Below are 12943 nucleotides of genomic sequence, written 5' to 3'. Positions count from 1 at the left end.
CGCGATGCTTCGACTGGAACCGCTCGACTGCCTACAGAATCTCCGACGCGTAATCGGCCAATCTCGAGCGCTCGCCGCGCGCGAGCGTCACATGTCCGCTGTGCGCCCAGCCCTTGAACCGGTCGACGACATACGTCAGTCCCGAGCTGCCTTCGGTCAGATACGGGGTGTCGATCTGCGCGATATTCCCGAGGCAGATGATCTTCGTCCCCGGACCCGCACGCGTGACCAGCGTTTTCATCTGCTTCGGCGTCAGGTTCTGCGCCTCGTCGATGATCAGATACTTATCGACGAAGGTTCGCCCGCGCATGAAGTTCATGCTCTTGATCTTGAGGCGCGAGCGGATCAGCTCCTGCGTCGCCGCGCGGCCCCATTCGCCGGCCGCATCGTCGGTTTTCTGCAGCACTTCGAGGTTGTCGTCGAATGCGCCCATCCACGGCTGCATTTTTTCCTCCTCGGTGCCCGGCAGAAAGCCGATGTCCTCGCCGACCGGCACTGTCGCGCGCGTCACGATGATTTCGTTGTAGCGCTTGTCGTCGAGCACCTGCGCAAGACCCGCCGCGAGCGCGACGAGCGTCTTGCCGGTACCGGCCTGGCCGAGCAGCGTGACGAAGTCGATCTCCGGATTCATGAGCAGATTCAGCGCGAAGTTCTGCTCGCGGTTGCGCGCCGTGATGCCCCACACATTGTTCTTGTGGTGGCCGTAATCGCGCAACGTCTGCAGCAGCGCCGTCTTGCCGTTGATCTCGCGCACGATCGCATGGAACGTCGGCTCGCCGTTCTGCGGCTCGAGATAGACGAACTCGTTGACGAGCATCGACGCGCACAGCGGGCCGGTCACGCGGTAGTACGTGGTGCCCGTCTTCGTGTCCTGCCAGCTTTCCATGCCTTTCGCGTGGCGCGTCCAGAAGTCCTGCGGCAGCGCGCGGATGCCGCTGTAGAGCAGGTCCTTGTCTTCGAGAACCTGGTCGTTGAAATAGTCTTCCGCGGGCAGGCCGAGCGCGTGCGCCTTGATCCGCATGTTGATGTCTTTCGACACCAGCACGACCTGGCGATCCTGCCGGTCGCGCTGCAGCGCGCGCACGACGCCGAGAATCTGGTTGTCGGCCTTGCCTTGCGGCAGGCCTTCGACCGGCTCGATATCGGTCAGCTTCGTCTGGAAATACAGATGCCCAAGTGCTTCGCGGCTACCCAGACGCGCGAGCGGAATGCCTTCGCTCATCGCGCCCGCGTTCGCGACGAGCGCATCGAGCGTGCGGCTCACCTGGCGTGCGTTGCGCGCGACTTCCGACATGCCTTTCTTGTGGTTGTCGAGTTCTTCGAGCGTCATCATCGGCAGATAGACGTCGTGCTCCTCGAAGCGGAACAGGCTGGTCGGATCGTGCATCAGCACGTTCGTATCGAGCACGAAAAGCTTGCGGACTTCGACCGCGGCGCCCTTCGTGTCGCGCTTCTTCGTACCGCCGCGCGGCGTGGACGCAGTCTCCGCCACGTCGGTGTCGGCGCCGGCGGGCGCCTTGCCGCGACGCGCGACCGCGGGGGTCGCGAAACCGGCTTCGTCTTCCGTCGAGGGCGCGGGCGGCATCGGTTGCAGCAATGCGGCCGTCTGCTTCGTCTTGCGGCCGCGGGCCGAACTGCCGGGACCGGCCAGTTCGGGCGGCACGGCGGGCGCGTCGATGCCGGCGAGCGTCGCGGCCGCAACGGGCACCGGCCGCAGCGTGGTGGCCGCATTTGCCGCGTCCGTCATCGGCACGGCGACATTCGCACGCCCGTATTCGGGCGACTCTGCTTGCTCCCCTTCATGCCCCTGTTTTCGAGCAGGCCGTGCCGGATGGGCTTTGGCCTTGTATTCGTCAGGCGGCAACAGATTACCGAGTTTGCTGGGCGGAGTAGGCAAAGGCATGGTTTTCCTCGAATGGAATCGGGGGCATAGACCGGTTGCGTCGGCTGGCGATGAGCGGCGATAACCTGCGCAATGATCTGTGCAACATATCGTGTGCGCCGGCTGCCGCATCCTGAACGTGCCGGTGTTGCGCACGCAGTTTGCGCCGGCAGGCGCGCTTCGGTTAGTGATGCCGGTTCCGCGGTTTTTCGATCGGCTCCTTGACGAGGGCGCGCGGCGTCGCAACGGACGCAACGAAGCTGCGCGCAATTAAAAAAGCCGCCGCCCCGGTGAACGGGGCAAGCGGCTCGACTTGGGGCGTTGCGTTGCGCCTCATAAGCCTCGCGGCTCTCACGTCGCTTCTGCTTGCGTTGTTGTCAAGCGTGTGACGAACGTGATGACGGCGCGCGCAACAGCGCAAAATATAGGGTGGACAGGCAATCATTGCGGCCCAATATAACGCGCCTCACAGCGCTTGTACAGCCTCCAGAATCTCATTGACGTGACCCGGTACTTTCACGCCACGCCACTCGAGGCGCAGCACGCCGTTCCCGTCGATGACGAACGTCGAGCGTTCGATCCCACGTACTTCCTTGCCATACATTTTCTTCAGTTTCATGACGCCGAAGAGCGTGCAGAGCGTCTCGTCCGGGTCCGATACCAGCGTAAACGGCAGTTCCAGCTTCGACTTGAAATTTTCGTGCGAACGCACGCTGTCGCGCGAGACGCCGACGATGTCGGCGCCCGCCTGCTTGAACTTCGGATAGAGGTCGCGGAACTGCAGACCTTCGGTCGTGCAGCCTGGCGTGTTGTCCTTCGGATAAAAATACAGCACCACCTTCTTGCCCCGAAGCGTGGATAGCGTGAAATCGCCGCCGGTTGCAGCGGCGGTGAAGTCGGGAACGGGCTGGTCGACTGCGATGGGCACGAGTTTCTCCGATTGTTATGGCCGGTGCGGATCATGTGCCGGTTCTGGCATGCACGCTCGCGCCGGCTCGAGCTTGGCGAGACCGAGGGGCTTGAAATGACCGATGTGGATCGACGCGGACCATCGAGACCATGGCGGCCGCGCATGACCGTCGCGAGCGCGTGTCGCGGATGAGTGTCCCAGATGGGTGTTCCAGATGAGCCTCACAAACCAGCGTCGTCGCGTCAGTCGGGCTGGACGATCAATTCGCCCGAGCGGCCCGGAATTTCGCCCCACGTGACAGGGTACGATGGCAGCGTGTCACGGTCTAGCGCGGCGTGATAATCGCCCATCGTCGCAAACGTGTGGCCCTGTGCGCGCCAGCCTTCGAGCAATCGCTCGAACACCGGCGCGAGCTTTTGTCCTTCGAGTTCGGCGTGCAGCGTGAACACCTGGTCGTGCGGATTGCCGGCGGTCAGTTTCAGCATCCACGCGGCGACATTGGTTTCGTCGATGCCATCGACGCCGAGCACTTCGTCGAGCGTCGGCAAGGTAGTGGGCATCTGCACGTGCGCGAGCGTCTTGCCGTCGACCACCGGGAAGTACGGCGCATGGCCGCGTCCGTCGGACGCGTAGCGCATGCCCCACCGGTCGATCTGCTCGAACGCGTGGACGTTCATCTGCCAGCCGGCCGCGCCGTGCGTCGCGGGCGGCATGCCGAAAATGTCGATGAAACGTGCATGGCTTTTTTCCATCTGCGCGGCGGTCCAGCCGCGCTCGCGCGTGCGCACGTTGTCTTGCCAGTACACGTGGTCCCACGTGTGAATGCCGCATTCGAAGCCGGCCTCGTGAATCGCGCGCATCTCGGCGGCGGCGCGCACGCCGATGTCGGGCCCCGGCAGCAGCACGCCGTACATCAGTTGACGGATGCCGTAATGCTCGACCACCGACGTGCGCGATACCTTCTTCAGGAAGCCCGGCCGCAGCACGCGGCGCATCGCCCAGCCCGTGTGGTCGGGGCCGAGGCTGAACAGGAACGTCGCGCGCGCCTTGAAGCGATCGAAAATGCGCGCGAGGTTGGGCACGCCTTCGCGGGTGCCGCGCAGCGTATCGACGTCGATCTTGAGAACGATGCGAGCCAAGGAATCAGGCCTTCTTCTGCGAACGGGCGGAGCCGGTCAGACGCTTACTCGACGAGCGCGCGCGCGTCGGCCACATGGCCGCGGTACGCTTCGAAGATCTTGCGCAGCGCTTCGTCGAACGTCGACTTCGGCGCCCAGCCGAGTTCCTGCATCGTGTTGTCGATCTTCGGCACGCGGTTCTGCACGTCCTGATAGCCGGCGCCGTAGTACGCGCCCGACGAGGTCTCGACGAGCTGCACCTTCTTCGCGTTGTCCGCGTACTCGGGGAACTCGGCCGCGAGCGCAAGCATCTTGTGCGCGAGTTCGCGCACCGAGTAATTGTTCTTCGGGTTGCCGATGTTGTAGATCTTGCCCGACGCAATGCCGTTGTCGTTCGCGATGATCTTCATCAGCGCGCCGATGCCGTCGTCGATATCGGTGAACGCACGCTTTTGCGCGCCGCCGTCGACGAGGCTGATATTCTCGCCGCGCACGATATGGCCGAGGAACTGCGTCACGACGCGCGAGCTGCCTTCTTTCGGCGTATAGATCGAGTCGAGCCCCGGGCCGATCCAGTTGAACGGACGGAACAGCGTGAAGTTCAAACCCTCCTGCATGCCGTAACCCCAGATCACGCGGTCCATCAGCTGCTTCGAGCACGCGTAGATCCAGCGCGGCTTGTTGATCGGGCCGTAGGTGAGGGCGGACGCGTCCGGATCGAATTCGTCGTCGGCGCACATGCCGTACACCTCGGACGTCGACGGAAACACGAGGTGCTTGCGGTACTTCACCGCCGAACGCACGATCGGCAGGTTCGCCTCGAAGTCGAGCTCGAACACGCGCAGCGGCTGCTGCACATAAGTGGCCGGCGTGGCGATCGCGACGAGCGGCAGGATCACGTCGCACTTCTTCACGTGATACTCGACCCATTCCTTGTTGATCGTGATGTCGCCTTCGAAGAAATGCATGCGCTCGTGCTTGACGAGGTCGCCGAGGCGTTCCGTTTGCATGTCCATCCCGAACACTTCCCAGTCGGTCGTTTCGAGAATGCGCTTGGACAGGTGATGGCCGATAAAGCCGTTCACGCCCAGAATCAGGACTTTTTTCATCAGTTGCGGGAAGGTTGGGTGAGCCGTGTGAATTCGACGGGCGTTATGGGTATGACTGCGGGCTTGACCGCGGGTACGGCCGCGGGCACCACAGCGGGCACCCCAGCGGACGTGACCTCGTCCGTGGCGGTGGGGCCGCGGCGCTCGTGCCAAAGTTCGTGAATCGCGATCGCGCGACCGTCGCCGCATGTCGCAAAAAAGACATTATCGCTTACGTGGATGCCCGGCGGCAAATTTGCGGGTCCGGTGCCGGGCGCCATCAGACGCGCGCGCGCAACGATAAAGCGGTGATCGCCGAGATCGGTGAAAGCGCCTGGATACGGCGGCGCGACCGCGCGGATCAGGTTGTAGACGCGTTGCGCGGGCTGCGTCCAGTCGATGCGGCCGTCTTCGGGCTTGCGGCCGCCGAAGTAGCTGCCCTGCGCGAGATCGTTCGGCAGATGCGGCGCTTCGCCTGCGAGCAGTGCCGGCAATACGCGCCACAGCGTTTGCTCGGCGGCGACGGTCACCTTGTCGAATACCTGCGCGGCCGTGTCGTCGGGCAGAATCGGCACGGGCGTCTGCGCGACGATCGCGCCGGCATCGGGCTTCGCGGCCATTTCGTGCAACGTCGCGCCGGTTTCGGTTTCGCCGTTCAGCACCGCCCAGTTCGTCGGCACGCGGCCGCGGTATTTCGGCAATAGCGAGCCATGCATGTTGTACGCGCCGCGCCCGGCGATCGCGAGCAGATCGAGCGGCAGCATGTGCCGGTAATAGAACGAGAAAATAAAATCGGGCTGCGCCGCGCTGAGCGTCGCGCGCAGTTCGGCGCTGCGCGGATCCGCCGGCGTCACGCACGCGATGCCGTGTTCGGCCGCAACCTGCGCAACGCTGCCGAACCAGATGTTCTCGTTCGGATTGTCTTCGTGCGTGACGACCAGCGCGACATCGACGCCGCGCGCGAGCAGCACTTGCAGGCAGCGCACGCCGACGTTGTGATACGCGAACACGACGGCGCGCGGCTTCATGGGTTTTGCCCCTGATCGACGATGTGCGCGGGCTGTACCGCCTGCACGACCGATTGGCGCGGCGTGCCCGAGACCGCTTCGCCGTTGCGTTGCTCGAGGATGGTTTGCACGAGATAACGCGGTCGCGCACGCACCTGCTGATAGATGCGGCCGATATATTCGCCGAGCAGCCCGAGCGCGAAGATAATCACGCCGAGCAGGAAGAACGTGATGGCGAACAGCGTGAACACGCCTTGCACTTCCGCGCCGATGATAAAGCGGCGGATCAGCAGCAGCATGAAGAGTCCCGCCGAGCCCATCGACAGAATCACGCCGATAAACGACAGCCATTGCAGCGGCACGACCGAGAAGCCGGTGACGAGGTCGAAGTTCAGGCGAATCAGGCTATATAGCGAATACTTCGATTCGCCGGCAAAACGCTCTTCGTGCGCGACTTCGATTTCGACGGGGTTCTGCGAAAACGTGTACGCCAGCGCCGGAATAAACGTGTTGATCTCGCCGCAACGGTTGATCGTATCGATGATGTGCCGGCTGTACGCGCGCAGCATGCAACCCTGGTCGGTCATCTTGATGCGCGTGATGCGCTCGCGCAGCCGGTTCATCACCTGCGACGCCTTGCGGCGCCACAGGCTGTCGCGGCGCTGCATGCGGATCGTGCCGACATAGTCGAAGCCCTCGCGCATCTTCGCAACGAGCTTGCCGATCTCCTCGGGCGGGTTCTGCAGGTCCGCGTCGAGCGTGATGACGATATCGCCGCGCGACTGCTCGAAGCCCGCGAGAATCGCCATATGCTGGCCGTAGTTGCCGTTGAGCAGGATCACGCGCGTCGTGTCGGGGCGCGCGCGAAACTGCTCGGCGAGCAGCGCCGCCGATCTGTCGCGGCTGCCGTCGTTGATGAAGATCGCTTCGTAGTCCGTGCCGAGCGCGTCGAGCGCCGGATAGAGGCGCGCAAAAAGTGCGTGCAGCCCGGCTTCCTCGTTATAGACCGGGATGATGATCGACACTTCGGGTCGTCCCCGGCGCTGTTCCGTTTGGCTCATGTCCGCTTGTATTCCGCGTGGTGTGTCCGTGGTTTGCCTGATGTCCGTTCAGCGTCCATGCTGCTCGCAGATCTCGTCGACTGCGCGGCAGACGCGCGCGACGTCGCCTTCGTTCATCTGCGTGAAGAGCGGCAGCGTGACCGTCGACGCGCCGAAGCGCTCGGCATGGGGGAACATGCCTTCCCTGAAGCCGCGCGCACGATACAGCGAAAACAGATGGATCGCCGGATAGTGCACGCCTGAACCGATGCCGCGTTCCTTCAGCGCGCCCATGAAGCCCGCGCGATCGACGCTCAGCTTCTCGAGCGGCAGCGTGATCTGAAACATGTGCCAGTTGCTGTTTGCGAAGTCGGCAAGCGGCAGGCCGATGCCGAGCTTCACGGCGGCGCCGTCCGCGAAGCCGTTGAAGTAGGCGCGCGCGAGTTTTCGGCGCTGCGCGGTAAAGCCCTCGAGACGCGGCAGCTGGCCGAGACCGACGCGCGCGGCGACGTCGGTCAGGTTGTACTTGCCGCCGAGCACGTCGCAGTCCATGCCGTCGAAGCCCGTGCGCGTAATGCCTTGCAGACGGTACTTCTGCGCGAGCACGGCTTCCGCTTCGTCGTTGAGCACGAGCGCGCCGCCCTCGATCGAAGTCAGATTCTTGTTCGCGTGGAAGCTGAACGAGACGATGTCGCCGAGCTTGCCGATACGCTCGCCGTTCCAGGTCGAACCGAACGCCTGCGCGGCGTCTTCGATCACGCGCAGCTTGTGCTCGCGCGCGATCGCGTAGAGCCGGTCCATATCGACGGGCAGGCCTGCGAGGTAGACGGGAATGATCGCCTTCGTGCGCGGCGTGATCGCCTGCTCGACGAGGTTCAGATCGATGTTGCGCGTACGCGCATCGATATCGACGAAGACCGGTGTCGCGCCCGTTTCGAGAATCACATTGGCCGTCGCGACCCACGACGCGGGCGTCGTGATCACCTCGTCGCCGGGGCCGACGCCGGCGATCCGCAAGCCGACCTCGAGCGTCGCCGTGCCCGAGTTGAACGTGCGCACCGGGCGGCCGCCGCAGAATTCCGACAACGCCGCTTCGAATGCCTGGTTCTGCGGCCCGGTCGTGATCCAGCCGGAGCGAAGCACGTCGGCGACGCCGCGGATCGTTTCTTCGTCGATATCCGGGCGGACGAACGGCAAAAACGGGACGGATGACTGGGTCATGAGAACCTTGAGCGATAAGGAAGACGGCGCGATGCCGACAGCATAAAGAATACTTTCAACCGCGTGACGCAAAGCTTAAGCCATGGCGAGCGGCGCGCAGAGGCGCACGGCATTTCGCGCCGATCTGCGCGGCGCCCGCCGCGTGGCGCCGAAGCACCCGCCGTACTGCCTCGCACCGGCTTGCTAGCTGCGCGCCAGCACGAACACGCCGACCAGAATGATGCCGATCCCGACGAGGCGCTGGACCGACAGCACTTCGCCGAACAGGTACCACGCGGCGACGGCGTTCAGCACGTAGCCGAGCGAGAGCATCGGATAGGCGATCGAGACATCGACGCGCGACAGCCCGACGATCCACACGACGACGCTCACCACATAGCAGCACAGGCCGCCGATGATCGGCCATTGCGTCGCCAGCCTGAAGCCGATGGGCAGGATGTTCGCACGGGTGAATTCGAAGTGTCCAACGGCATTCGTGCCGGCCTTGAGCAGCAGTTGCGCGCACGCGTTCAGCGTGACGCCCGCGAGAATGCAAAAGAGGGAGATCGGGTTCATCGAGGGGGTGGGCGTGAAGGTCAGGGTGCGGCGCCGGACGCTGGCGCCGCGGGTTGCGCATCCTGCTGCGCATGCGGTAGTGCAGCGGCGGGTTGCGCCTGGGCAACGGGTTTTTCGACGATGACCCGCCGCGCATCGCGCGCGACGACCTGCATCGGCAGATGCTGCGCCGCAAGATCGGCATAGCGGTCGGGCGGCAGCAGCGCAAGTGCATAGCGGTCCGCGTTCCAGCGCTTGATCCATTCGCCGACCGTCGGCACCCACTTTTGCGGTTCGACGCTGATGCCGAACGTCAATTCGTCCCCGTGTTCGACCATGATCATCGTGTGGCGCACATAGAACGGCATCGTATGGTCGAGTACGCCGACCGAGTAGAACGGCGTGTCGGGCGGCAGTTTCGCGAGCGCGGCGCGTACCGCCGGCGCAAGCGGCGCGCCCGAACTGAGGCGGCCGAACACATCGTGGCCGGTGCCGGCGATCGTGGCGAGCAGAAGCCAGGCGGCGCCGTACGCGAGTGTCGCGCCGACAATGCCGTGGCGACTTTTGCGGTTGATCCAGATGGCCGCGAGCGTGAGCGCGAACCCCACTGCGAGCGCCGCGAAAACCCATGTGCGGAACTCGATGTAGAGCGCCGCCGGATTGCGATCGTCGCCGAGGCGGCTCAGGAACACCGCGCCGAATGCGGCGACGACGAGCAACAGCGCATAGCCCGTGAGGTGCCGGTGAAATTGCGCCTTCGTGACGAGCGGCAAATACATGCCGATCACGAGCGCGAGCGCCGGCGCGATCGGCAGCGTGTACGACAGCAGCTTCGAATGCGAGGCGCTGAAGAACAGGAAGATGAATGCCGACCAGACAAGCAGCATGACGATCGGCGCGAAGCCATTCGCCTGGCGCGGTGTTTGCAGCGCGCGGCGCATGCTTTGCACGCTGACCGACAGCCATGGCAGAAACCCGACCAGAATGACCGGTACGAAGTAGTAGAACGCGCCGGGGCGGTTCTGTTCGGGCGTCAGATAACGCCTGAACTGCTGGACCACGAAAAAGAAGTTGAAGAACTCGGGGTTGCGTTGCTGGACCAGCACGAACCACGGCGTGACGATCGCGAAAAACACGATGAGCCCGCTGACCAGGTAAAGGCGTCTCCAGATCGCCCAGTCGCGCGCGACGAGCGTGTACAGCACGAGCACGGCGCCCGGCAGGATGATGCCGACCAATCCCTTTGACAGTACCGCGAGCGCCATCGCGGCCCAGCACATCCACATCCAGCCGCGCACGGCACGCGTGGGCAGGTCCGGGCGCTGCGCGAGCAGCAGCGCGCAGAGCGACAGCTCCATCCAGAACGACAGGGCCATGTCGAGCGTGTTGAAGTGGCCCATCAGGTACCAGTACGGCGAACATGCGAGCACGATTGCCGCGAAGACGCCGGTGGCCGCGTTGAACACGCGCGCGCCGGTGAAGCCGATCAGCAGCACGCCCGCGAAGCCGGTGAGCGCCGTATACAGGCGCGCCTGCCACTCGCCGAGCCCGAACCACGCGAACGTCAACGCGTTGGCCCAGGTCTGCAGCGGCGGCTTCTCGAAGTACTTGTAGCCGTTGTAGCGCGGCGTGATCCAGTCGCCGGTAACGAACATCTCGCGCGCCATTTCGGCGTAGCGGCCCTCGTCGCTCGGCAGCAGATGGCGCCAGTCGAGCGGCACGAACCAGACAAGCGCGAGCGCGATCAGCAACAGCAGAATGACGGTGCGATTGAGCGGTAGCCTGGAAGGCGTATCGTTCATTGATTTCAACCTTGTTTGGTGCCTGATTAATGCTTTTTTTGCCCGGTCCCGATGCTTGCCGGGGCGCTTGCCCCGGTGCGGCCGGGCCGCATCGTTCTGTTACGCGGCACGTCCCGGCGGCCGTTGCGCGCGGCGCCGCGCCGTGAGTATGCAGCGGTGAAGCTTAACGGAGCCTTATCGACGCACCTTACAACGGCGTCAAGCCGGAACATCGAGCCGCACATCGAGGCTGCGCGCGCGGCGCGTCGCGGTGTGCGTCTTCGGGAAACGCCGCGCAGTTTACTCGATCGGCGCGGCGCTGCCGACCTGCGCGCGCCGTTATTGCTCGATAAGAAGCGCGGCGGCGACCTTGCGGCCTTCGGCCATCAGGATGTTGTAGGTCCGGCAGGCCGCCTTGAAGTCCATCGTTTCGACGCCGATGCGCTGTGCCGCAAGCGCCGATGTGAGCCGCGGATGAGGAAAGCGCAGCCGTTCGCCGCTGCCGAAGATCACGACTTCGGGAGCCGGCCCGATCAGCAGCGCGAAATGCTCGGGGGCAAGGTCCTCGAACGACGAAACCGGCCATGCGATCACCGGTTGTTCGGGCAACACGATGATGCTGCCGGTATGACGTTCGAGATTGATTTCGACGTAGTCGGCGCCGTAACCGGTGACGGTATTGAGGGCACCGCTCGAATCCTGGTGTAATTTCAAACTGGTATTCCGTGAGTTGCGACGAATAGGTGGCGAACACGCTTGATGCCCGACGCGACGCCCGGGCGGCGGGCCTTGCGCGCAAGTGGTGCATTGCGGAAGTCGGTCAAAATCCGCTAAATTATAGCTTTTTGGCCGCCCGGCGGCCCTTCGCGCTGTGCACGCGGCCCGCGGTCAGCGCGATCGATAGATCAACAAGCCGCGCACGGCGTCCTGAATCACTCGTTCATCCGGTTTGGCTGCCAGCCTGCGTGTTTGTTCCACGCGTGTTCCGGGCGTTTTTGCGGTTCGTTCCATTATTTGTTGCGCGCGTTGTCAGTGCCGCGTGTGCCCGTCGAGAAACCCGCCGTGAAACCCATACTCAAATCCAACAAGCTGCTCAATGTCTGCTACGACATTCGCGGGCCCGTTCTCGAACACGCGAAGCGGCTCGAAGAGGAAGGCCATCGCATCATCAAGCTGAACATCGGCAACCTCGCGCCGTTTGGCTTCGAAGCCCCCGACGAGATCATTCAGGACATGATCCTGAACCTGCCTACATCGTCCGGTTACTCCGATTCGAAAGGCGTGTTCGCGGCGCGCAAGGCGATCATGCACTACGCGCAGCAGAAGGGCGTGCACGGCGTCGAACTCGACGATATCTACATCGGCAACGGCGCCTCCGAACTGATCGTGATGGCGCTGCAGGGCCTGCTCAACGACGGCGACGAAGTGCTGCTGCCGGCGCCCGATTACCCGCTGTGGACCGCGGGCGTAAGCCTCTCGGGCGGCACGCCGGTGCACTACATCTGCGACGAATCGAACCGCTGGATGCCGGACCCGGACGACATCCGCGCGAAGATCACGCCGAACACGCGCGCGCTCGTCGTGATCAACCCGAACAACCCGACCGGCGCGCTGTATTCGAACGAATTGCTGCTCGAACTGATCGACATCGCGCGCCAGCACGGTCTCGTGATCTTCGCGGACGAGGTATACGACAAGATCGTCTACGACGGCCGCGAGCACACGGCGATCGCGTCGCTGTCCGAAGACGTGCTGACGGTCACGTTCAACAGTCTTTCCAAGAGCTACCGGTCGTGCGGCTACCGCGCCGGCTGGATGTGGGTGTCGGGCCTCGGCGGCGACAACCGGCGCCGTGCGAAGGACTATTTCGAGGGGCTCGGTATTCTTTCGTCGATGCGGCTGTGTCCGAACGTGCCGGGCCAGTACGCCATTCAGACGGCGCTTGGCGGCTACCAGAGCATCAACGAACTGATCGCGCCGGGCGGGCGGCTCTACCGGCAGCGCGAACTCGCCTACGACATGCTGACCGCCATTCCGGGCGTGACCTGCGTGAAACCGGAAGCGGCGCTCTATATGTTTCCGCGGCTCGACCCGAAGCTCTATCCGATCCACAACGACCAGCAATTCATCCTCGACCTGCTGCTCGAGGAGCGTGTACTGCTCGTGCAGGGCACGGGCTTCAACTGGAAGGCGCCGGACCACTTCCGCGTCGTGTTCCTGCCGAACGTCGACGACCTCGCGGACTCGATCAACCGCATCGCGCGCTTTCTCGACGGCTACCGGAAGCGGCACGCGGCCTGACGTAGCGGCCTAAAATACAGGTCCTGCGCTTACCCGTTCCCTCAAACTCTCACTAGAAACA

Annotated in this window: 11 protein-coding genes; 1 reads left to right on the top strand and 10 read right to left on the bottom strand. The window is 63.9% G+C overall.

The features are described from left to right. Nucleotides 1-31 precede the first annotated feature (31 nt). The 10 genes from BTO02_RS12760 to BTO02_RS12715 all read right to left on the bottom strand — a co-directional run bounded on the left by BTO02_RS12760 (nt 32) and on the right by BTO02_RS12715 (nt 11295). On the bottom strand, nt 32-1903 hold the full coding sequence (locus BTO02_RS12760; RefSeq protein WP_075157342.1) for a PhoH family protein: 1872 nt from the start codon (nt 1901-1903) through the stop codon (nt 32-34). Between the two features lie 445 nt (nt 1904-2348). Then, nucleotides 2349-2810 carry a peroxiredoxin gene (locus BTO02_RS12755; protein WP_075157341.1) on the bottom strand — a complete coding sequence of 154 codons (462 nt, stop codon included), beginning with the start codon at nt 2808-2810 and terminating at the stop codon, nt 2349-2351. Between the two features lie 224 nt (nt 2811-3034). Then, nucleotides 3035-3931 carry a polysaccharide deacetylase family protein gene (locus BTO02_RS12750; protein WP_075157340.1) on the bottom strand — a complete coding sequence of 299 codons (897 nt, stop codon included), beginning with the start codon at nt 3929-3931 and terminating at the stop codon, nt 3035-3037. Between the two features lie 44 nt (nt 3932-3975). Beyond that, a complete protein-coding gene (locus BTO02_RS12745; protein WP_075157339.1) occupies nt 3976-5019 on the bottom strand; it encodes a bifunctional UDP-4-keto-pentose/UDP-xylose synthase in 1044 nt (347 codons plus the stop codon). Continuing rightward, a complete protein-coding gene (locus BTO02_RS12740) occupies nt 5019-6026 on the bottom strand; it encodes a formyltransferase (protein WP_083615104.1) in 1008 nt (335 codons plus the stop codon). The genes BTO02_RS12745 and BTO02_RS12740 overlap by 1 nt, the downstream gene beginning before the upstream one ends. Next, a complete protein-coding gene (locus BTO02_RS12735) occupies nt 6023-7066 on the bottom strand; it encodes a glycosyltransferase (protein WP_075157338.1) in 1044 nt (347 codons plus the stop codon). The genes BTO02_RS12740 and BTO02_RS12735 overlap by 4 nt, the downstream gene beginning before the upstream one ends. Before the next feature lie 48 nt (nt 7067-7114). Beyond that, nucleotides 7115-8266 carry a DegT/DnrJ/EryC1/StrS family aminotransferase gene (locus BTO02_RS12730; RefSeq protein ID WP_075157337.1) on the bottom strand — a complete coding sequence of 384 codons (1152 nt, stop codon included), beginning with the start codon at nt 8264-8266 and terminating at the stop codon, nt 7115-7117. A gap of 183 nt (nt 8267-8449) precedes the next feature. Then, nucleotides 8450-8821 (bottom strand): DMT family transporter, encoded by a 372-nt coding sequence (locus tag BTO02_RS12725; RefSeq protein ID WP_075157336.1) that lies wholly within the window; start codon nt 8819-8821, stop codon nt 8450-8452. 20 nt (nt 8822-8841) lie between these two features. After that, a complete protein-coding gene (locus BTO02_RS12720; protein ID WP_075157335.1) occupies nt 8842-10602 on the bottom strand; it encodes a glycosyltransferase family 39 protein in 1761 nt (586 codons plus the stop codon). A gap of 318 nt (nt 10603-10920) precedes the next feature. Next, on the bottom strand, nt 10921-11295 hold the full coding sequence (locus BTO02_RS12715; protein WP_075157334.1) for an Mth938-like domain-containing protein: 375 nt from the start codon (nt 11293-11295) through the stop codon (nt 10921-10923). 348 nt (nt 11296-11643) lie between these two features. Between BTO02_RS12715 and BTO02_RS12710 the strand changes: the two genes are divergently transcribed. Beyond that, nucleotides 11644-12882, top strand: a complete 1239-nt coding sequence (locus BTO02_RS12710) for a pyridoxal phosphate-dependent aminotransferase (protein WP_198039141.1) — start codon at nt 11644-11646, stop codon at nt 12880-12882. Nucleotides 12883-12943: the final 61 nt, after the last annotated feature.

The organism is Paraburkholderia sp. SOS3, from assembly GCF_001922345.1.
Taxonomy (GTDB): Bacteria; Pseudomonadota; Gammaproteobacteria; order Burkholderiales; family Burkholderiaceae; genus Paraburkholderia.
This window is presented reverse-complemented; position numbering and strand designations above follow the sequence as displayed.